The sequence below is a fragment of the Paenibacillus sp. HGF5 genome, from assembly GCF_000204455.1.
Classification (GTDB): Bacteria; Bacillota; Bacilli; order Paenibacillales; family Paenibacillaceae; genus Paenibacillus_AQ; species Paenibacillus_AQ lautus_A.
In genome coordinates this window covers 268,539-290,294 of record NZ_AEXS01000019.1, presented here as the reverse complement: position 1 = coordinate 290,294, position 21,756 = coordinate 268,539, and the positions used below count along the sequence as shown (strand labels likewise).

21 protein-coding genes are annotated in these 21,756 nt (G+C 46.7%); 16 read left to right on the top strand and 5 right to left on the bottom strand.

The genetic code is table 11. The features are described 5' to 3' along the window. From HMPREF9412_RS04150 to HMPREF9412_RS04115, 9 genes are all read left to right on the top strand, one after another. Window positions 1–2,158, top strand: a 2,158-nt coding sequence (locus tag HMPREF9412_RS04150; RefSeq protein WP_009589783.1) for an adenosylcobalamin-dependent ribonucleoside-diphosphate reductase, incomplete at its 5' end; no start/stop codon positions are given. Window positions 2,159–2,369: 211 nt separating this feature from the next. Then, the gene (locus HMPREF9412_RS04145; protein ID WP_083829907.1) at window positions 2,370–3,512 is read left to right on the top strand and encodes a GntR family transcriptional regulator; all 1,143 of its coding nucleotides are present in this window, start codon (window positions 2,370–2,372) and stop codon (window positions 3,510–3,512) included. 487 nt (window positions 3,513–3,999) lie between these two features. Next, window positions 4,000–4,950 (top strand): ABC transporter permease, encoded by a 951-nt coding sequence (locus HMPREF9412_RS04140; protein WP_009590053.1) that lies wholly within the window; start codon window positions 4,000–4,002, stop codon window positions 4,948–4,950. Window positions 4,951–4,983: 33 nt separating this feature from the next. Beyond that, on the top strand, window positions 4,984–5,904 hold the full coding sequence (locus tag HMPREF9412_RS04135) for a carbohydrate ABC transporter permease (protein ID WP_009589795.1): 921 nt from the start codon (window positions 4,984–4,986) through the stop codon (window positions 5,902–5,904). 59 nt (window positions 5,905–5,963) lie between these two features. Then, window positions 5,964–7,418: an extracellular solute-binding protein gene (locus tag HMPREF9412_RS04130; protein ID WP_254663995.1), complete on the top strand. Its 1,455-nt coding sequence runs from the start codon at window positions 5,964–5,966 to the stop codon at window positions 7,416–7,418. After that, window positions 7,400–7,654, top strand: a complete 255-nt coding sequence (locus tag HMPREF9412_RS33210) for a conserved domain protein (protein WP_009589969.1) — start codon at window positions 7,400–7,402, stop codon at window positions 7,652–7,654. The genes HMPREF9412_RS04130 and HMPREF9412_RS33210 overlap by 19 nt, the downstream gene beginning before the upstream one ends. 94 nt (window positions 7,655–7,748) lie before the next feature. After that, complete coding sequence (locus HMPREF9412_RS04125; protein ID WP_009590040.1) at window positions 7,749–8,537, top strand: phytanoyl-CoA dioxygenase family protein; 789 nt, start codon at window positions 7,749–7,751, stop codon at window positions 8,535–8,537. 39 nt (window positions 8,538–8,576) lie between these two features. Further along, a complete protein-coding gene (locus HMPREF9412_RS04120; protein ID WP_009590060.1) occupies window positions 8,577–9,560 on the top strand; it encodes a Gfo/Idh/MocA family protein in 984 nt (327 codons plus the stop codon). Window positions 9,561–9,578: 18 nt separating this feature from the next. Further along, complete coding sequence (locus HMPREF9412_RS04115; protein WP_009589873.1) at window positions 9,579–10,661, top strand: Gfo/Idh/MocA family protein; 1,083 nt, start codon at window positions 9,579–9,581, stop codon at window positions 10,659–10,661. Window positions 10,662–10,782: 121 nt separating this feature from the next. On the opposite strand, the gene HMPREF9412_RS04110 is transcribed toward HMPREF9412_RS04115, so the two are convergent. Continuing rightward, entirely contained in the window at window positions 10,783–11,634 is an 852-nt protein-coding gene (locus tag HMPREF9412_RS04110; protein WP_009589822.1) for a helix-turn-helix domain-containing protein, read from the bottom strand. 173 nt (window positions 11,635–11,807) lie between these two features. Here HMPREF9412_RS04110 and HMPREF9412_RS04105 point away from each other — a divergent pair, with 173 nt between their 5' ends. From HMPREF9412_RS04105 to HMPREF9412_RS04075, 7 genes are all read left to right on the top strand, one after another. Then, window positions 11,808–13,199 carry a family 4 glycosyl hydrolase gene (locus HMPREF9412_RS04105; protein ID WP_009589828.1) on the top strand — a complete coding sequence of 464 codons (1,392 nt, stop codon included), beginning with the start codon at window positions 11,808–11,810 and terminating at the stop codon, window positions 13,197–13,199. A gap of 1,088 nt (window positions 13,200–14,287) precedes the next feature. Further along, entirely contained in the window at window positions 14,288–14,491 is a 204-nt protein-coding gene (locus HMPREF9412_RS04100) for a hypothetical protein (RefSeq protein WP_009589967.1), read from the top strand. 345 nt (window positions 14,492–14,836) lie between these two features. After that, window positions 14,837–15,217 (top strand): hypothetical protein, encoded by a 381-nt coding sequence (locus tag HMPREF9412_RS04095; RefSeq protein ID WP_009589900.1) that lies wholly within the window; start codon window positions 14,837–14,839, stop codon window positions 15,215–15,217. A gap of 64 nt (window positions 15,218–15,281) precedes the next feature. Further along, complete coding sequence (locus HMPREF9412_RS04090; protein ID WP_009589896.1) at window positions 15,282–15,881, top strand: transglutaminase-like domain-containing protein; 600 nt, start codon at window positions 15,282–15,284, stop codon at window positions 15,879–15,881. Window positions 15,882–15,970: 89 nt separating this feature from the next. Further along, window positions 15,971–17,026, top strand: coding sequence for an ankyrin repeat domain-containing protein (locus tag HMPREF9412_RS04085; protein WP_009589960.1), 1,056 nt, complete (start codon window positions 15,971–15,973; stop codon window positions 17,024–17,026). A 152-nt stretch (window positions 17,027–17,178) separates the two neighbouring features. Continuing rightward, the gene (locus HMPREF9412_RS04080; RefSeq protein ID WP_036671116.1) at window positions 17,179–17,685 is read left to right on the top strand and encodes a DinB family protein; all 507 of its coding nucleotides are present in this window, start codon (window positions 17,179–17,181) and stop codon (window positions 17,683–17,685) included. A gap of 101 nt (window positions 17,686–17,786) precedes the next feature. Continuing rightward, the gene (locus HMPREF9412_RS04075; RefSeq protein ID WP_009589921.1) at window positions 17,787–18,641 is read left to right on the top strand and encodes a phosphotransferase family protein; all 855 of its coding nucleotides are present in this window, start codon (window positions 17,787–17,789) and stop codon (window positions 18,639–18,641) included. 81 nt (window positions 18,642–18,722) lie between these two features. On the opposite strand, the gene HMPREF9412_RS04070 is transcribed toward HMPREF9412_RS04075, so the two are convergent. The 4 genes from HMPREF9412_RS04070 to HMPREF9412_RS04055 are packed head-to-tail and all read right to left on the bottom strand — an operon-like array spanning window position 18,723 to window position 21,730. After that, complete coding sequence (locus HMPREF9412_RS04070; RefSeq protein WP_009589814.1) at window positions 18,723–19,304, bottom strand: hypothetical protein; 582 nt, start codon at window positions 19,302–19,304, stop codon at window positions 18,723–18,725. Further along, on the bottom strand, window positions 19,301–20,065 hold the full coding sequence (locus HMPREF9412_RS04065) for an energy-coupling factor transporter transmembrane component T family protein (RefSeq protein WP_009589924.1): 765 nt from the start codon (window positions 20,063–20,065) through the stop codon (window positions 19,301–19,303). Before HMPREF9412_RS04065 ends, HMPREF9412_RS04070 begins: the two co-directional genes overlap by 4 nt. Before the next feature lies 1 nt (window position 20,066). After that, on the bottom strand, window positions 20,067–20,924 hold the full coding sequence (locus HMPREF9412_RS04060; RefSeq protein WP_009589844.1) for an ATP-binding cassette domain-containing protein: 858 nt from the start codon (window positions 20,922–20,924) through the stop codon (window positions 20,067–20,069). Then, complete coding sequence (locus HMPREF9412_RS04055) at window positions 20,924–21,730, bottom strand: ATP-binding cassette domain-containing protein (RefSeq protein WP_036671167.1); 807 nt, start codon at window positions 21,728–21,730, stop codon at window positions 20,924–20,926. The genes HMPREF9412_RS04060 and HMPREF9412_RS04055 overlap by 1 nt, the downstream gene beginning before the upstream one ends. Window positions 21,731–21,756 lie beyond the last annotated feature (26 nt).

Here is a 21,756-nt window from a genome sequence, read left to right as displayed (position 1 = left end):
GATGACCGAGATTATGGCGCGTGGCGGCGGTGTCGGCATCAACTTGTCTTCCCTTCGTCCTCGGCGCGCGATCGTGAGAGGCGTGAACGGATCCTCCAGCGGTGCGGTATCGTGGGGCGGATTGTTCAGTTATACGACAGGCCTGATCGAGCAGGGCGGAAGCCGCCGCGGGGCGCTCATGCTGATGATGAACGATTGGCACCCGGACGTGGAGGATTTCATTACGGTGAAGCAGACGATGGGACAAGTCACGAACGCGAACCTGTCGGTATGCGTCAGCAACGATTTCATGAAAGCCGTGAAGGAAGATCTGGACTGGGAGCTCGTATTCCCGGATACCACCGATCCCGATTACGATGAGCTGTGGGACGGCGATTTGGATAAATGGAAGAAGGCCGGACGCAGCATCATTCCATATAAAACGGTTAAAGCACGCGAGGTATGGCACACCATTATCGAGTCCGCATGGAAATCGGCAGAGCCGGGCGTCGTCTTCATGGAATACTACAACCAGATGTCCAACAGCTGGTATTTCAACCCGATCATCTGTACCAACCCTTGCGGCGAGCAGGGGCTTCCGGGCTGGGGCGTATGCAACCTGTCCGCGATGAACCTGTCGAAGTTCTACGATGAAGCGAATCATGACGTCGCATGGGATGAGCTGGCTACGACGACGCGTTACTCCGTGCGTTTCCTGGATAATGTCATCGACCGGACGCCTTACCATTTCGAAGAAAACGAATTAAACCAGAAAAAAGAGCGCCGCGTAGGCCTCGGAACGATGGGTCTGGCCGAGCTGATGATCAAGCTGAACATCCGTTACGGCAGTCCGGAATCGCTGGAGTTCCTGGATAAGCTGTATGGCTTCATCGCGCGCGAAGCGTATCTTGCATCCGCGGATATTGCCGAGGAGAAGGGCTCGTTCCAGGCATTCGATGCCGAACTGTTTCTGCAAAGCGGCTTCATGAAAAATATGGCCGAGGTGTATCCGGAAGTTGCCGAAGCGGTCCGCAAAAAAGGGGCCCGCAACGTTACCGTCATTACCCAAGCACCGACAGGCAGCACGGGTACGATGGTTGGAACGTCGACGGGCATCGAGCCGTACTTTGCCTTCAAATACTTCCGTCAAAGCCGTCTCGGCTTCGACGAGCAGTTCGTGCCGATTGCTCAGGATTGGCTGGACAGCCATCCGGGCGAAGAGCTTCCGGACTATTACGTCACGGCGATGAGTCTCTCCGCCGAGGATCACATCCGCGTGCAGGCGGCGATTCAGCGCTGGGTGGACAGCTCCATCTCGAAGACAGCGAACTGTCCGTCCGACTTCACGGTTGAAGATACGAAACGCCTGTATGAGCTGGCATTCGATCTGGGATGCAAAGGCGTAACGATCTACCGCGACGGCAGCCGCGACGTGCAGGTGCTGCAGACGGAGAAAAAAGAAGACAAAGCCGCCGAAGCGACGACAGCTTCTACCGCGGAAACGGCGCTGGAGCAAAGCGCGGCAGGCCAAGCCGCTGAGGAAACGGCGAGCGTGGAGCCGGCTGCTGCAAGCGTGGCTGTAACAGCCTCGCCGAGCAAGAGCGGACTGGATAAACAATACAAGAAGCGTCCGCAAGTGCTGCGCGGCGCAACCTATAAAATGAACACGCCGTTCGGCATGGCGTACATCACGATCAATGATCTGGACGGCATTCCAAGCGAAATCTTCCTGAACGTCGGCAAAGCCGGATCGGATGTGTTCGCGATGGCGGAAGCCCTGGGCCGCGTATGCTCCCTGTTCCTCCGTTACGGGGACCACGGCAACAAGGTGGAGCTGCTGATCAAGCACCTCAAGGGCATCGGCGGCACCGGCGCGATCGGCTTCGGCGCGAACCGCGTCGAGTCCATCGCCGACGCCGTGGCGAAGGCGCTCGAGACGCACGTGGCCAACAACGCCGAGGCGGATCATGACCATGATCCGGCACCGGTTGCAGCCACGATGGCGCCTGCCGATGCAGGCGAAGCCGAGGCAACGGCAGCCGCGGGCAACGGCGGACATGGCGCGCATGCAGGCGGCAGCATGTCGCTGGATCTGTGCCCGTCCTGCGGCGGGGCGTCCTTGATTAACATCGAGGGATGCAAGACGTGCGGGAACTGCGGGTATAGTAAGTGCTCTTAAGGAAGTCGTAGGGAAGAGTTAAACTACACCCACGCAAGTCAACGAATACGATAGTTCAATAAAACAGCGGCAGTCTAGGACATTATTTCTCGTCCATGGCTGCCGCTGTTTCCATAATTAGAGCATGGAATAAAACGCTTACACCATTCGTAATGTATATATTAAACATATTGAATGAAATGTGGTGATTCGGTTGAGCTCTACGGATAGAATGCCTTTGTATCAGAGGGTTCAAGAGTATATACGCGAGTTGATATCGTCGCAGGTACTGAAGGTTGGAGACCGTATACCTACGGAAAAGGAACTCATGGAGCGCTTTGGAGTAAGCAAGATTACGGTCGTTAATGCCCTGGCCGGCTTGGTTAACGAAAAAATCATAACCAGGGTGCCCGGAAAGGGGACTTTTGTAAGCGAGCCCGAATCTCAAATGCCGGCCACTCCTCCGATAAGTGCCGTAAAACCTGTCCATAAAACTAGCGGAGCAATGGGGACACGGTTGATAGGGCTCATTATGCCCAGCATTTATGATTATTTTACGATTCGACTTATACAAGGTATACAGCAAGCGCTGAATGAGAACGATTACCGCTGCGTTATCTATTTATCAGAAGGCGATATTGATAAGGAAAAAGAGGCGATCCAGACATGCAGTAACATCGGAGTGGAGGGATTGCTGATTTTTCCGGTGGACGAGGAATTATTCAACGAGGAAATACTAAGCATGAAATTTGCGGGGTTTCCGTTTGTTCTCATTGACCGTTACCTTCCGGGGGTGGAAACTCACTATATCGCATCGGACGGCAGGCTTGGCGCTAACATGGCGGTAAATTACCTGTGGGAACTGGGGCATCGTGAAATCGCCATCTGCTCCGATTCGCCCATACAAACCGTAACCGTTCAAGAACGGATCGATGGATATATGAATGCCTTCAAGGAAAAGGGAGCACTCATTAACCCTGCCCACATCGTAACCGGTTTTGAAATCGGAAGCCTTGAGCAAGCTGAAACCCATCCATTGTACCGCTATATCAAAAATCGAATGGCAACGGCTTATATTACGCTTAACGGAATTCTTGGAGTAAAAATCTATCAGATTGCGCGTCAAGCCGGATTGAAGGTGCCTGAGGACATATCCATCATCAGTTTTGACGATCCGACTTCCATCATCGAAGGATACGGCGCGTTCACGCATGTTAAACAATTTGAACGAGACATGGGCTACCGTGCGGCTTATACGCTGCTAGAGGTCATTAACAGTGATGACGGGCAAGACGGAAAATACTTTAAAACCCTAGTGGAGCCGGAATTGGTCATTGGCGAGACGACGGGAAAAAACGTTGCATCCACTTTCTGATACCCACACCCGCTTCTTCCTATATATGCAACCTAATAACGAGTCCGATGCGCTTTCTATTGGAGCCTGACAATGGAGAGCGATGGCTGCACGGACTCTTTTACTAGGTCAACCACTCATGAAATCCTCCCCCCATAATATTCCCAAAATCAATTCGATAAAGAAATCCAGCAGAAGCTCTTCAAACCCTACCACAGGTCGCTACATCTCAGAATATTACTTTTTATCAGACCATTTCATAAGGATATATTGAATATAATGTATCCTTGCCAAGGAATAAAAACACCTAAAAGAAGGTTGGGGATAGGGGCTTTTGCCCCGTTTATCTATAACTTAAGGTTACTTTTTAACCAAATGAGGAAATTGTGGAATGATTCCTACACCATATTGAATATATTTAAACTATAAAATTGAAACCGCTTGCAATGGAGGAGGGGGAGACAGTCGCTATATACCGTACGACGAAGATGTAGGAGGTGTTCGGAGAATGGTACCAAAGGGTGCTCTTATCCCTGGATTTGAACAATTAAAAAAGAATAAGAAACTAACTAGAATATGGTATTTCAGGCACATATACTTATTTTTGCTTCCTGCTATTATCTGGTTCCTGGTGTTTGCTTACTATCCGATGTACGGCATTATCATCGCATTCAAAGACTACAAATTCAATTTGGGGATATTGGGGAGTCCGTGGGCAGGATTTAAATATTTCGAGCAGTTTTTAAACGATTCCAGTTTTTATGATGTGCTCCGAAATACGTTATCCATTAGTGCCCTTAAACTTATTTTCGGATTTCCAGCTCCCTTGATCCTAGCCTTAATGCTCAATGCCGTCATGCACAAAAAAATCAAACGAGTGTTTCAAACGATTTCCTATCTGCCGCACTTCGTTTCGTGGGTCGTTGTCGTTACCTTACTTCAAAAAATCCTGTCTCCGAACGTAGGGCTTATCAATGACATTCGGTACCAAATGGGTTTGGATCCCATCTTTTTTATGGGAAAGCCGGAATTATTCTATCCATTGGTCCTCATATCCGACATCTGGAAAGGTGTAGGCTGGGGTTCGATCATTTATTTAGCCGCGTTAACGAATATCGATCCACACTTGTATGAAGCTGCGGAAATCGACGGGGCTGGAAGGTGGAGCAAACTATTCAAGATCACGCTTCCATGTCTTACGCCAACGATCGCCATATTGCTTATTTTCTCACTCAGCGGAATACTGAACGCGGGTTTTGACCAAATCTGGCTGATGCAGTCCCCGGCAACCTTAAGCGTCTCGGAGATTTTAGACACTTATGTCTTAAAAACAGGCCTCCAACAGGGGCAATTAGCATATTCCACGGCCATCGGTTTATTCAAATCTGCGATCTCGCTGCTGCTCATTGTTGCTGTCAATAATATATCCAGACGCGTGAGTAACGTATCGTTATGGTAATCAGCTAGCACTGAAGATAAGGAGGTGTGTGTTATGGGTGCAAGTAGGCTGTCGCCGGCAGACAAAATGTATATGACGCTTAACTATGCGGTGCTGCTTTTATTCTGCGCTACGGCGCTATATCCATTTATCTATTTTCTAGCCCTGTCTTTCAATGACGGCTACGATGCGATGAAGGGGGGAATCTATTTTTTCCCTAGAGTGTTTACATTAGAAAACTATGCAAAAGCTTTTAGCAACACTTTGATCCTAAATTCCTTCTATATTTCCATTACCCGAACCCTTGTGGTTACGGTTGCCTCCGTATTTTTGACGGCCTTATTAGCCTACGCCCTTTCGCGGAAAGGTTTGCCGGGAAGAAAATACATCGTATTCTTCTTTTTCTTCACCACGTTGTTCAGCGGCGGACTGATTCCGACGTTCATTCTGTTCCGGCAAATCCACATCCTGGATACGTTTTGGGTGCTGGTGCTGCCGTCCCTATATAACTTTTTCAATGCGATTATCATGAAAACCTTCTTCGACGGGATCCCTGAAGGTCTGTCGGAATCGGCCCGAATCGACGGGGCAAGCGAGTTGTCGGTATTTGCAAGAATCATTCTGCCTCTATCGATGCCGGTGCTTGCTACCATTGCCTTGTTTGTCGGGGTGGGCGTGTGGAATGACTGGTTTACCGGTCAGTTTTTCATACAGAATGAAAAGCTGCAGCCTGCCGCTACGTTTCTTAACAAGATGATCAGCGAAGCGTCTTTCCAGTCGATGACGTCGTCGTCGGGAAATAGCGGATCCGCCATTCAAAACATGACCGAGACGCAGATGGAATTGCGAGGAGTAACGCCGGAAGCGTTGCGGATGACGTTCGTCATCATTATAACGACCCCGATCATCTGTGTGTATCCATTTCTCCAGAAATATTTTGTGAAAGGCGTATTGGTAGGTTCTCTTAAGGAGTAGTCGGTATAAAAGGCTATGCCTTTTATATAAAAAAACTTCCAATGGAAGGGGATTGTAGGATGAGGAAGAACAAGCGCAGGAGTGTTCTTGTCATGACACTAATCGCTTTACTGCTTTTAGCAACCATGACGGCATGTACGGGAAAAGGCGGAGGGGAGGATGCAGGTACGGTTGACACGGGTCCGAAGGAGCAAGGTACTGAAGAAATAAAACCGGTGACCTTGTCTTTCCTCAGTGCTTGGAACGGTGGCGGAGCCGGTTTCCCGCAGGACCAGGAGAATAATCCCGTAGCCGGGCAGATCAGGGAAAAAACCGGGGTCACGTTGAAACTGGAATCCATCACGACAAGCGAAGTAGAAAAGCTAAACACCATTTTTGCTTCCGGTACGGTTCCGGATATCGTTAACGCACCTTTCTGGTCTACGACAGGAGGAGAAGGACAAGTCATCAAGAAGGCGGCCATGGAAGGACAGCTTCTGGATTTAACCCCTTATCTCGATAAATACCCGAATATTAAAAGACTTGTGACTACCGGAATCGCGAAGGATTTTGCCGAGTTCGATCTCAATAGTCCCGAATTTGAAGGCAAGACGTATCTCATTCCTACGGAGACCCCGGACGGTACCCCTGAGAGCATTCATAATTGGAATTACGGCCTTTTTGCCAGAGGAGATATCCTGAAAGCTTTAAACGTAAAAGCGGAGGATATTGATACGCAAGAAGAACTAGTCGATCTATTGATCAAGATCAGAGACGGCGGTTTCAAGGATATTGGCGGGAAGCCGGTCATCCCTGCCGGAACGATGTGGAATGGATGGGATTACGGCCAATTCCTTGCCGGGTGGACGGATTACACGATTTCGGACTACCGTGAAGTGGATGGAAAACTGATTCACTGGACGCAGTCCAAGGATCATGAAGCTAGATTGTTATACATGAGGAAGTTATTAACGGAAGGTTTGTTTGATCTTGAAGCCTTCAACAATACGAGTACAACAGCGAATGAAAAGCTGACGACGGGCAAGCTTGCCGTATTCGGAGCCCAGCCTATGTTAGTTGATTTACAAAAAACGCTGTATAAAACGAATCCGGAAATGCAATATGAACTACTCGGACCGATGAAGAATAAGAGCGGAGAGATTCGAACGCAAGTGGAAAAACCCGGCCGTTCCGGATTCCCTGCCCTTTTCTTAAGCGCTAACATCAAAGATCCCGATGCGGCATTGCGGTACATTGATTATGTCAACAGCGAAGAAGGCCGATTGCTTGCGTATTTCGGAATCGAAGGAACGCACTACACGATGGAAAACGGGGTACCCCAATGGATCCCTGATGTGAAAAAACAGTTCGATGAAAACCCGGATCTGAAAAGAGACGCAGGGCTTAATTATCTTCCAGGAAGGTTCATCGGAGCATTCTCCTCTGAAGTCACTTGGCCTACGCCCGAAGATCAAAAACGGAATGGCAAAAGCTGGAGGAAAGTTTCTCCGCAAAAATGCCTATCAAAATCATAGACAAAGTAAGCGCCAGCTACCTTGCAAGAGAGTGGCCTAAATATCAGGAATATATCGATAAAACCAGCAGTTTGAATTTCGATGAGGAATTTAAGAAGGCGTTTTTTGCAGGGTCAGATGAAGAAGCTCTCAATATGCTTCATAGTGTTCAAGAAAAATTCAGAGCGGCCGGCGTGGAAGAAATGGCGGAGTTCGTGGCTCAAAAAGCTGCAGAACGAGATGATGTCGGATTCTAGTGAAGAGGTTTGCGGGATGGTATCACCGCCATCCCGAATATTTCATGAATGCTAGGTCAGTCTTCTTTTAAATATGCAAGAGAGGGGACAACTCATGTTAAACCCGGTCGTTTCAGCAGGCGCATTCACTGAACTCGATAAGTTTATGTTCGAATCGTGGGGTTATTTTGTCATTCCGAATGTGCTGTCGAAAGAGGAGGTCCAAGAATGCCTGCAGGCATCAATTCGAATTCATGAAGCCGCAGGTACAGTCGGTTGGGGTCAAGTCGGCAGAGGGTATGAGTCTGAACACGCTCTTGAAAACTTAATGGATCATCCATCGGTTTTACCGAAGATAAGGGGGTTGCTTGGCGATCGATTCATTATGCAGTCCGGATGGAATACGATGCAGCCAGCAATGGGGAGGATGGGAGGCTGGCATCAAGACGGATCCAGCGCCTTCGATTTTAAGAATCTGGGGTACCCAGTCCCCCTTATTCAGCTCCGTGCTTCATTTTTATTGACCGATCAGGAAGAACCCGGCATGGGGAATATGGAGTTGATTCCAGGCAGCCACCGCAGTCTCGTTCCACTACCGGATTCGATCCGGACTGCAAATTCGGGTACGCCGATCAGCCATGTGATATGTGCGTCTGCAGGGTCAGTCCTGGTGTTTCACAACGCAGTATGGCATCGGGCGTACGAACATAATTGGGATTACGACCGCTATACCATGCATTACATCTATAGCCCTCCGTGGGTAAAGCCCTCGGACCGTTTTCATAACGATGTCAACTTTATGCAAAGAACTACGCCTGTGCGAAGAGCTTTAATGGGGGATTTTTCAAGGCCGGATGCGCCATTTGGAGCAAGTTATACGCCACCTCCCTTTGAAGAAAACTAAAATCTTGAAAAAATACAAACGATGACGGAGGGGAAACGCATGTTGAACGTTGCGATGTTAAGTAAGTGGCATGTGCATGCAGATGATTATGCAAGAAGGTTGCAATCTCACGGTAACGTTAAACTCACCGCAGTCTGGGACGAACAGCCTGAACGGGGAAGCGAATGGGCTGCCCGATTGGGAACGGATTTTGAAGCGGATTTGGATACGCTGCTTGAGCGGGAAGACATCGATGGCGTCGTGGTGGATGCCCCTACAAGCATGCACGCTGACGTCATGGTAGCTGCCGCTGAGGCCGGCAAACACATCTTTACCGAGAAAGCCATGGCTCTTACCGTAGAAGAGTGTAATCGGATTTCTGCAGCGGTACGCAAAGCAGGCGTCAAGTTCTGCATTTCATTTCCGGCTCGCACAAGGCCTCACCAATTGTTTGCGAAGCAGCTGATCGATGACCATGTATTAGGGGACGTGACGCTTTTGCGCATTCGGAACGGCCACGACGGCGCATTGAACAATTGGCTCCCGGAATACTGGTACGATGAGAAGCAAACCGGCGGCGGAGCGATGATGGATTTGGGATGTCATCCGATGTACTTAGCCAGTTGGATGTTGGGTCAGCCCAAACGAATCACCTCCATGTTTCATTATTTCACCCATCGTGCAGTGGAAGATAATGCGCAGTGCTCCATTGAGTTCGTCAACAATGCAGTCGCACTGGTCGAAACAAGCCTTGTGACGTACAGAACCCCTTCTGCACTTGAGATTTACGGTACGGAGGGCACCTTGATGATCTCAGATGATACCGTTAGAGTCATCTCGAAGAAGCTCGATTCCCCTTTTTCCGGATGGATCTCACCCACTCAACTCCCTAAAGAGCAGCCGCTTCCGATCATCCAATGGGCGGATGCCTTGATTCATGACAAGCCGATGCCCTTCGGATTAGAAGAGGGAACGAAATTGACGGAGCTATTGGAAGCGGCATACATCGCTCATAAGGAAAACCGAACGGTAGAGTTCAAATAACGCGAGGGAGGGAATTCCATGAGAACCGTAAAAGTAGGGATCATTGGTTGCGGAATGATTGCGAACGGCAAACATATGCCGTGTTTGTCCAAGGTAGACAACGTACAGATGGTGGCCTTCTGCGACTTGAAGCCGGAAAGAGCCGAGGAAGCCGCGAAAAAATACGGCACGCCTGAAGCAAAGGTGTTTACTAATTACATCGATCTGCTTGCCATGGAAGAGATTGAGGTCGTGCATGTGCTAACACCGAACAGCTCGCACGCGACGATTTCCATTGATGCGCTCGAAAGCGGCAAACATGTCATGTGCGAAAAACCAATGGCGGTCACAGGTGCGGAGGCCAAAGCGATGTACGAAGCCCACTTGCGAACAGGCAAGAAGCTTACCGTCGGGTACCAGAATCGTTCCAACGCCAAAAGCCAGCTGTTAAAAAAGATGATTGCCGATGGGGAACTTGGAGATATCTATTTTGCAAAAGCGGTCGCTACCCGAAGAAGAGGCGTTCCGACATGGGGCGTGTTTCTGGATAAAGAGAAACAGGGTGGCGGTCCCATGATCGATATTGGAACCCACTCCCTGGATCTGATCCTATGGTTGATGGATAACTATGAGCCGGAGAGCGTCGTCGGCAGTGTCTTCCATAAACTGAAGTATACCGAAAATGCCGCGAACGAATGGGGGGCCTGGGATCCAAACGAATTCGAGGTAGAAGATTCGGCCTTCGGGTATGTGAAATTTAAAAATGGAGCGACGGTCATCATTGAAACCAGCTGGGCCCTTAACATTGCGGAAGGCGGCGGCAACCTGCTGTGCGGAACGAAGGGAGGAGCGGATTTTGCTAAAAATGAACTGCGGATCAATGGCGAGAGGGACGGGAGCTTGTTCCTGAATAAAATCGAGGTAAATCCGAATGCACGAGAGCAATTCAGGGGAGAAGAGTTGACCGATTTCGAGTATGAAGCCAAACAATGGATTCACAGTATCGTGAACGATACCGAACCCTTGGTTAAACCGAGGGAAGCGATGATTGTTTCAGAAATATTAGAGGCCGTGTATATATCCGCAGAAACAGGAAAAACCGTTTATTTTGATGAAGAATAAGGACCAGGAGATTTCCGCGAAGGCGGGGATCTCCTTTTTTACGTACGTCCAGGATATCTGGATGGTGTTTAACCTTTTGGAACCGCCGAATGCAGACTCGCATGTACGGTAGTGGTGAGAGCTACTCGAATTTCGAAGGAGGCACGTTGTAATATTTCTTGAACGCTTTCGAAAATGTGAACGGATCGGGATATCCAAGGAAGCCTGCGATCTGTTGGATCGTATATTTTTTTTCGTAGAGATAATCTCTTGCTCGATTCATTTTGATTTGGGAAATGTATTGCCCCGGCGTGATGCCCACGGTTTTCTTGAAATAGGAGATAAAATACTTCTCGGAGACGCCGGCAATTGTCGCGAGCTCGTTCATCCGAATGGTACGCTGCAAGTTCGCATCCACGTATTGGAATACGTCCTGCAGGACATCCAGGCTTCCCTCTGTTTTTCTCGGCTTCCTGCCGTTCAGAAATTTGCCGGCGTAGGCACCTTGCCCGTGAAGCTCGAGAATCTTAGCCATCACGACGAGAAGAGAGGCTTTTAAGTAGAGTTGGTTTCCCGACGTACCGCTGCCTTGCTTCAACCGACGATAGGCCTTGGTGAACAGCGCTGCCTCTTCCCGGATCAGGTCGCCCGCCACAATACCCGGGAGTTGAAACTCTCCCAAAATTCGCTGCTGTTCTCCGATGCCGAAATCGAAATGTATGTATAAGAATCGGCAAACATCCCCGGTCGTCGAAGCGATATAGGGCATATCGGGGTAAAAAAACACCACGTCTCCCGGGACAGCCGTATGTTCGAACCCGTCGATGGTGATCTTCACCGAGCCCGATTGAATGAACCAGAGATCGTAATCGGGATGCGACTTGTGTTCGATCCAGCCCGGATCATGAGCTTGTTCTGAATAAGAGCTCATCCGGAGGCTAATATACTCCGAGAGTTCGTTGATTATACTCATGTTCATTTTCTTGGCGCACATCCAATTCCCACTGTCTCCTCTACCGTATGACATTCTTTATTTTAAGCAAGTATACTAAAGAATTTATGCAATGTGAATAATCATACTATATGACATGTTTTGAAAACTATCGTACATTCCGCTTTCCGGCCACTCTCCTATAATGGACTTATATCCTATGAGGAGGGTTATTCATGAATGGTTCCAACATGCAGCAGCCGAAGGTGGTCGTCATCGGGGCAGGCAGCCTTTTTTTCGGTCGTCAGTCCATATGGCAGATGGTCCACTCCCCTTACCTGAATCGGGGAACGCTTGCTTTGGTGGATACGGATGAGGAAAGGCTGTCGAAAATGGTGCGACTTGCCGAGATGGTGGCCAGGGAGAACAACGTCTCCTTGAAGGTGGAGGGCTCGACCGACCGAAGACAGGTGCTTCCCGGGGCCGACTTCGTTGTACTTAGCTTCGCCGAACAATCGGTGAAATATCGGGGCATCGATTGCCAAGTGTCTTTGAAATACGGCATCCGCATGTGCTCCGGAGATACGATTGGACCGGGCGGGATATTCCGAGCGATGCGGGAGCTGCCGGTCATTATGGAATGCGTCAAAGACATCGAGGAGTTGTGCCCTGACGCTTGGGTGATCAACTATATTAACCCATCTACCGTCCATGGTATCGCATTACACCGATATGCGCCGAAGCTAAAATCGTTCGCGCTGTGCGACAGCCATCATATGCCGCATAAGAAGGCCTATTATGCCGTGCGGGCCGGCATTATCGGAGACAGAAGCGAGTTTACCGATGAGATTGACCGGAAGTTCGACTTCCGCGTCGCCGGCGTCAATCATTTCACTTGGCTGCTGAAAGCGGAGTTCGAAGGAAAGAATGTCATGCCTGCGATTGCGGAGGCCATGCGCAAGGCAGCTGGCGAAGAGAACAACGGCGGCGACCACGGCGCAAAAGCGCTTCATAACGACGCCATCACGTATGAACTGTACGACATTTTCGGGTACATTCCTACCTGCACGGCCCATACAAAGGAGTATGTCCGGTACTGGCAAGCTCTCGGCAAGACGCGGGACTCCATTCCGCCGTTATCGATTTGGGAGACGGAGGACCGATATCAGCGACACGACGAGATGTGGCGCCAGGTGGACGACTTCCTCTCGGGGAACATTCCGATTGCCGATTACATGAGCACCTTCGGCCCGGATCATGCGACGGACATTATCGAAAATATGGTGGGAAATCTGGGGAAGCGCTTCTTCATCAATACGCTCAACCGCGGAGCGGTAACGAACATGAGCGACGACTCGTTCCTGGAGCTCCTGTGCGACGTAAGCATGGAAGGGGCAAAGCCGGTCCACGTAGGCGAAATGCCGCGGGGAATTCGAGGCATGCAGGAGCTTGTGCTGGATACGCATGAGCTTACGGCTGAGGCGGTCGTGGAACAGAGCTACGAGAAGCTGAGGAGAGCGATGATGACGGATCCGCTCGTGAATTCCATTAGCGACGCGGACCAGATCATCAAAGAACTGCTGGTACTGGAGCGTGAGATGATCCCGGACGCTTGGTACGAAGATTGACCTGAACTTAAAGTTTACGCGGAGTACATCAAGACCCCGGTTATAAGGAAGCCTTTCGTTCTAAGTGAAGCATTTGCTCTCAGGTTTCCGCCGAAGCTAAAGAAGCGGAGCGATAAGACCACAAGATTCCCTTACCAGGAATCATGTGGTCTTTGGTTTTGATACTGTCGAATTGCGTGGAGCCGGCACGCCATAAGTGGCAGCTTTATTTGCTTGCCCTGCCCGGAATTTTGTTTCTTTATGATTTCAGGTGTTCGAATTTTATAAAATTGCGTGAGCCTAAGATGGATGAAATTTAACATTGAGGACTTGGACTGGAAAACTGCTCTGCCATTGTTAACGGTAAGGGGGCAAAGCAGAAAGTAGTTCTTTAATACAAATCCTAATTACTCGATGTACATTAAATCTGATATGGGAATATTCGAACTTGTACATCTTGAGCATAAGAACGGCAAGGAAATAGATAGAAACGACAGTCAACTATATCCTAAACCAAAAATAATTCTTGAGTGAAGAAAACCAGCCGTTTCTAATAGAGATTCGGCTGTTTTTTCATGGGGTGGAACGTTATTCACGGGTTAGTGGATGTTCTAATTGGGCGACAAACGTCTTGCCGTATTTGTCGGAGTCAACCTCAAATAGCAACCCCTGCAATAACTCAAAAAGACATAATATGAACAAACAGAAACGGACTAGTCACGCTAGTCCGTTTCATTTCTGCTTGTATGTATCCAAGTTCCAGTAGAATCAAAAGGCTTCATTCCTTTTCGACAGGAAATCAAGTACTATTTGATTGAATTCATGAGGTGTCTCGACAAAGGGGAGGTGGCCACAGTCTTGCATGGTTATTTTAGATGAACGTTCTATTCGTTTATGTATAGTTTCGACAGCCTGTTGTTAACTCCATGATTTCACAATCATACTTTACAGTAAATTTATGCTCCCTTAATCGAGTTATCAAGGATTATTAGACTATTTAGTCTAACTTAAATATAATATAGTATTTGCTAAGCGACGAACGACAAGCATATAAAGACTCGGTTTATCGAATAAAAGTGAGATTTACACTAAGAGGGGGACACTGGCGAATGAAAAAATTACTACTTCAATGGGTCATTACGCTATCGGCAGTATACTGTATAGGACATATCTTATTTGATTTTAAAGAAACGCGATGGATGAGGATTCTTACCGGGGCAGTTGAAATATCATTCTTTGGAAGCATACTTCTCTATATTTATTTGAAAAAGCGAGAAGATAAGATGGCTCATTCAACAAAACCCCAAAAATAACCCAGCTGCTTAACTGCAGTCAGGCTATGGTGGCAACCGAGACGCCTTTTCCGCTGCGCAGGACAATCACTGGCAGAGCAGCGAAAGATGGTATATCAGCTTATGAGGCAAATACTTGGTTGGCGTAGCCTACCCAGAGTAAAGGTGAAAGAGTATCCCGTATCGCATTTCGCTTTTTATGGCGTGATTGATCTCGAAGTAAGAAAGACAAGTGATCGATGAAATAAAGAAATGATATGGTTCTCAGTAATTTTTACCTGGGAGGAAAAATAAGGATAAAGGAGAAGGTATAATTGAGGGATTAACAATTTCATGATTATACAGATGATAACGAACGGAGGGAGTATGATGGTGGTAGCTGTTATAGGAAGTGCAGCTTTTTTCGCTGCATCCGTATTATATATTTTTCTTGCATTAGGATTACCCTATGGAGAGTTTGCCATGGGAGGTAAGTATCGAATTATGCCTACCAACATGAGATTAATGTGTGCCTTTTCCGTATTGATTCAATGGTTTGCCATATTAATCCTTTTACAAACAGCACGACTTGTCCCTTTGTTGTTTTCAAGTGGAATTACAAGAGGGATTTGTTTCTTCTTTGCCGTCTATTTATCCATAAATTCCGTATTGAATGCGTTCTCTAAAAGTAAAAAAGAGAAGTACATAGCTACACCGTTATCCGTGATTACCGCAATATGTTTTTGGATTACAGCTTTTCTTGGATAGTCTTAGCCTGAAAAACATATGACTTAACTGAAATTGATACATTTCTTGACCGGGGGTTTAACAAATGAAGCACGAAAAATCTTTACATGCGTATCTTCAGGAATCAGAATATATCAATTATTCTAATATTCAAATTCAAGATCTCATAAGGTCGTTTAAACAAGATACTGAAATGGAACGGATAAAGGCAGTGTTCGAATATGTTCGTGATGAGATCGATCATTCATATGATGTAAAAAAACAGGAAGTAACAAGACGAGCTTCCGAAGTTCTAGAGAAAAGGCATGGAATTTGTTATGCCAAGTCGCATTTGCTCGCGGCTTTATTAAGAGGAATGGATATTCCCGCGGGTATTTGTTACCAGAGATTAACGCTATTTGACAAACCAGAAGACGGATACTGCATTCATGCTCTAAATTCCGTATATTTAAAAGACCTAGGCAAATGGGTCAGAATAGATGCAAGAGGTAACAAGGAAGGGATAAATGCTCAATTCTCCATTGAAGAAGAACAACTAGCATTTCCGATCCGAGTAGAGTACGGAGAAATAGACTATTCAACAAATTATTATGAACCCCATCCAGATATTATTAAAACACTGGAAGAAAACAATAACTGTATACAGATGTATCAGAAAGGTTTACCAGAAGAATTGAGCGTTTGAATCGAAGACGATAACAACCTCAGTTAACAAAGCATTCACGCATTGCTGAAGAAAATTTATAAACTCTGACGTCAGGAGAGAAAGCACATATGGGCAAGAAGAAAAACACCTTACCGAAAAATTTTGATGAGCTAATTAATGCAGGCGATATATCCGCATTAAAAGAGGTATTTACCCGATGCGAAGTGGATGCCCGTGGCGGTTACAGTAAATCAACAGCCTTGAGCTTTTACCAAGTACCGAATGAATTGGTTCGCTGGCTCGTAGAACAGGGTGCTGATATAAATGCTAGAGACAATTACGGAGCAACGCCTCTGCACAAACATGCCATGAGTTGGTGTGGTCATACGGAGCTGCTGCTTGATTTGGGTGCAGATCTGGAAGCCGTTGATTATCAGAACGAGACACCTTTGTTTGCCGCCGCAAGTTCATTTAAACCAAAGGCGGTTCAGACGTTGGTTGCTAAAGGCGCTAATATCAACGCAATAAATAAAATGAGACAGACTCCATTAGAAAAAGCTTTGGCCATGTGCAGGAACGCGGATATTGTCAATATGGCGGAAGCTGCCGATATTTTGCTTAACGCTGGAACAACTGTAACGCCGGAGATGCAGGACTCTATTAAGCGAATCGGAAACGACTTTGAATTTCACAGAGAAGGTTTTAATAAAGAGTATTTGAATCAAACCGATGAGGCACTTTTACGTCTATATGAGTTATTTGATGTTCCACCAGTAGAGAAGCGAAAGACGCATGACGGCGCCTCTTCGATAACAGTATCAACAAAGGGATGGCAGGCGCAACATCACGAACTCTGGAATTTACTCATTCCTTCAAAAGGACATGCGAAAACCGTACAGGGTGAGGTTATCCGGATTACGGGTAAAGTGTCATACGAAATTTTAGATAACGGCGGTATGAACTGGGATCAGCAATATCGTAAAATGCTCAATCGTTTGATACATTACTTTAGCTTGGGTACACCATTAGATCCCGCTTCACTTCAGGAGGCAGGAATATTAGCGAAAGAACTTCAAAACGGAAATGGCAGCGATGAACCTGCGAGACTGTGCGAGCTGGCAGTGCATTGGGTCCTCAGCAATCCGAATCCTATTACTTTGGAAGAGCCTGACTATAAACGATAACATATATTCGACTTATCAATGTATATAATAAGCATTTTTAAGCAGATTACATTCCCTTTTTCTAAGCACTTTGTACCTAAGGGGGTTAGGATTCGTAAATACGAGAACGTTAGAGGAAATATCCGCAAAATATTAAAGAAAGTGAGTTTTTTATGGAGCTTCAAGAAATCAAACAAAAATTAGAAGAAACCAGAGACGAATTATTTGGAATTCTTGACGGTTTGAGTAGAGATCAATTAAACCAACAGAAAGACTTAAACAGTTGGAGTATTAGTCAGGTTTGTCAGCACCTTTTTAAAACAGAGGAATTATATGTCGTAGCTATAAAGAAAGGGTTAAAGAGCAAAGAAGATTCATTTATAGAAAATAAATCAGTCGAATTTCTACTTGATAGAAGTCAAAAGCTAGAAGCTCCTGAGATTGCTAAACCAACGGATGAATTTTTAGAATACCAAGAGATTATTGAGAAACTAAACATTTCAAGACAGAAGTTACTTGAACTATTAAACACTGTAGAAGACCCCTCAGTGTTGAGTAAACGACATTATATACACCCAGTCTTTAAAGAGATGTTATTAATTGAATGGGTTAAGTCACTGTACTTACATGAACAAAGGCATATTAATCAAATACATGAAATTATAGATAGACTTAAGTAAATAAGCTGCATATTCGAAAAGATACAACCTATAGTTGGACGTCGTGAATACATTAACGTTAGCTGAAATAACAAAAACTTAAAAGAAAGGGGTTACCTTTAATGTTATATACATTAGGACAAAAAATCGGAGAAGGTGGATGCTCTGAGGTTTTCGAAGTAGGGAATAATAGAATCATAAAACTAGCCAAAGAGAATACAAGTTTCGAAGCTTTAAGAAGAGAGTATTTGAATAATTGCATCGCTTGGGAATGTGGACTCCCTATTCCTCAGCCTTTTGAGTTAACGAAAATGAGTGGAAGACCGGGGATTGTATTCGAACATATTACAGGTGAAACTATGATGGAGCGTTTTTTTAATCAGGTTATCGTTAGCCAGAACAACGAAGTTAAACAAGCCGACGTTCAGCTTACAGCTCAACTACTATTTCGCGTTCACCAAGCATTAGCTGAAGGTAAGGAATTGCCTTGCCAGAAAAGCATAATAAAATCAAACATCTTGAGTGTTCATTACCTGAGTGCCAGTGAAAAAGAGAGCGCAATTTCCTTATTAGAATCGCTAGAAACGAAACAATGCCTATGTCATGGGGATCCAAATCCACGCAACGTAATCGTTAAGGATGACGGAGAAGCAATCTTGTTAGACTGGATGAATGCAACCATAGGAAATCCTGAAGCAGATATTGCTGAGTATATTGTAATGATTCGATATGCCGTATTGCCGTCCTCCTTTCCCGAGGAAACTAGAGATATGTTTGATTCGATTCGTGAGGATCTAATTGACCTATTTATAGACGAATACTATAGACTCTCTGGGATTTCTTATGATGATGTAGTGCCTTGGATAATACCGATTTTAGCAAGGAAATTGTCTGCTGATGCCATATCTGATGTTGAGAAGAAGAAGCTAGTTGCAGAGATAAGAAGAACCTTAGGGAAACAGAAAAATCGAGTGTAGGCAATTCTTTCACGCTGGGGGCCATCCGGCCCTCGGTCCGGCAGAGGGTTTTCGAGAACCCTGATAACAGATTGCCCAGTCTTATTCAAGTAATCCCTTACTTATTTTCGTAATGAGATACCTGCTTATTTCTACCCATAGCCAGCTGTAGAAAAGCGAGAACACATAAACGATAGAGATCGTACTTAGGCTAACTGTAGATGAAACTGCAGGGCCCAGAACAGGAAATCGAAAAACGTAAAGCAACAAAAGGATTCCCGCCCACAAAGAAAACGATCCGGCAATCACGGCCGGCAAGCGTAATTTCAAATATAACAGCGAACCGCCAATCCCAAGCCCCAATAAACCTGTAGTGAAAGGAAAAACGATCAGTTCGCTTGGTTGGATAAAAAAGAGAAGCAGCATCGCGAGCAAATAGGCGGTCAGACCGGAACCGACGGAAAGGATCGTACATAACACAATGGGGGCTGTGGCGAGGGGACTAATCAAGTAGCCTATCCCTGGCAATAAGCCTCCCATGGATTGAAAAATAGCGGATAACGAGGCAAGAAAAGCGACCGTAATCATTTTTCTTGTGGCAAATCGTGCCGCTCCATAACGGGTGTGAATCTCTGAAGCTTCTGCACTTACAGGCTTTAGCCAGTAATTTTTCATGGAATTCATCGTTCAAAACCTTCTCCTTTCAACAGCAAATGGATCAGTAGCAGAGCCAGCGCAGAAAGGATCGTCATCCAATCGCGCCAACTATACTGTAAACGACGTGCCCGGATTATATTTCCCGGTAAGTAACAGCGAGCGTCCATCGCGAGAGCCAGTTGGTTCGCACGGCGAAGCACGGCAACGAACAGAGCAACGAGAAGCTGGAGAAGAGATTGTGTTGTGGTTCGAAGACCTTCGCCTTTATAACACGCGTGTTTCACTTTTTGCGATTTCAACATGGAGTCGGTTTCATCGATAAAGAGCGGAATAAACCGGAAGGCCACCGAGATCATAAATACGAAATTCTGAACCGGAAATCGAACGAGAGTAAGCGGGCGTAGGATGGCCTCTAGACCGTCTGCCAGCTTGGTCGGAGGGGTTGTTGCATTGAGCGCTATAGCCGTTGTTATAAAAAAAATGAGCTTGCAAGGCAGGAGAATTGCATGTTTAAGATCGCCTAACAGCATGTGGAAACAAAACAGCGTGAGCAGTAGGGGGAGCAAACCAAGCAAACCGTTCCATAAATAAGCTAGAGGCAATCGGGCGGCGAGAACCAACAACAATCCAACGATTGCATAGAAAACCACGCTGAGAAGATCATTTGAGATGGTAACCAAAGATAAATATGTCGCTGTAAAGATAAGTTTTGAACGAGGATCCAAGTCTTGCAAAAAAGAGCGCGTGTTCATAGACGGCCCGAAAGACAGCAGCTTCAACCATTGCATGTCACAGTTCCTCCCTAGAGAGAGTTGTGATGAATGATATCAATTGCTCCTCTTTATATACACCTTCGAGCAGTTTGTTGGCGGACCGTTCTTCGAGTGAATCTATAAAACGGAGCAGGGGCGTTTTCACAAAACCGATTCGCTCCAACCGCTGCCAGTGATCCCGAATGTTACAAGGGTGGAAATCCGCGTATAATTGACCATGGTCCAACACGAGAATCCGATCAGCGTATTCGAGGGCCTCTTCAAGCCGATGAGTCATGTAGAGAACCGTCATTTTTCTCTCATTATGAACTTGCTTTATATACGATAACACTCTGCTCCGTTCCCAGTTATCCAGGCCTGCTGTCGGTTCGTCCAGAATGAGAATTTTCGGTTCTGTAACGAGCACCCCTGCCAGTGCGATCCGCCTTAATTCACCGCCGCTGATTTGAAAAGGCGACCGGTCTTTGAACTGCCTAAAGCACAACCCTAAGGCTTCCATCGTCTGTTTCACTTGCTCGGCAACCCAATCCCGCCTCGTGCTTAGTCGATGTAGTCTGGCTCCGATATGGTTGAAAACCGTATCCTCTATGACTTGGTGCTCGGGGAATTGGAACAAGAATCCGATTGTTTTCCAAAGGCGGAGGCGGTCGGACTTTTTATGGACTCGGTAAGGTCCGATCCGTATTACCCCTGATTGAGGGAGGATCAGGCCTCCCATCAACTGTCCCAATGTGGTTTTTCCGCTCCCGGTCGGTCCCATAATCGCCATGAACTGCCCTGCAGGAACATGCAGCGAGATTCGATCAATGGCTTTTGTATTAAAAGGGGTTCTGGTGGCAAGCATGCAATTGACGTTCTCTAAAACAATATCCATCACTCATCCCCGAATCCAAATTCATTCGTAGCAGGTACATTCAGCCCTTTTTGCTTGGCAAGATCACGCATTCGAACAGAAAACGGAGGGAGAAGGCCGGAGTCCGTAAAAACGCAAGAATTTGCCGCCGCTTCTTGGGGCGTTCCATCGAACCGGATCTTGCCTTTTTGCATCACAACAAGACGATCGGCAGTGAAAATCTCTTCGACCTCATGGGTCACCTGGATAAGCGTGTATCCGTTACGATGCAGTTCGGACATGATCTCATGAATTTGCCGGGCGCTTTGGGTATCGAGCATGGAAGTGGACTCGTCAACAATGATCACTTTGGGCTCCATGGCCAGAACTCCGGCAATCGCGAGCTTTTGTTTTTCCCCGCCGGATAGAAAATATGGAGGACGATCTTTCAGTTCATAGAGTCCAAGCAATTGCAAGACGGATCGGCACCGGGATTCTGCTTCTTCCGGGGAAACGCCGATATTATACAAGCCAAAAGCCGTATCCTCCTGCACGGTCATGCCAACAATTTGATTCTCCGCGTTGGGGAACACCATACCCACAGTTTGACGAATATCCCATAAGTTCCGATGGTCGCATGTTTTCTTTCCGTAAACGGCGACTTCTCCCAATGTAGGTTGGAGCAGGCCGTTAATCAATCGAACTAACGTTGATTTTCCGGAACCGTTACCACCCACGATCGTTAGCCATTCTCCTTCATCAAGGGTTAGATTGATTTCCCGAAGTGTCCAATCCTGGCGCGAATCGTACTGGAACCATACGTTATTGAACGAAACAACGTTTGCCATTATTCTGGCCGGATTTGGTTCGTTAT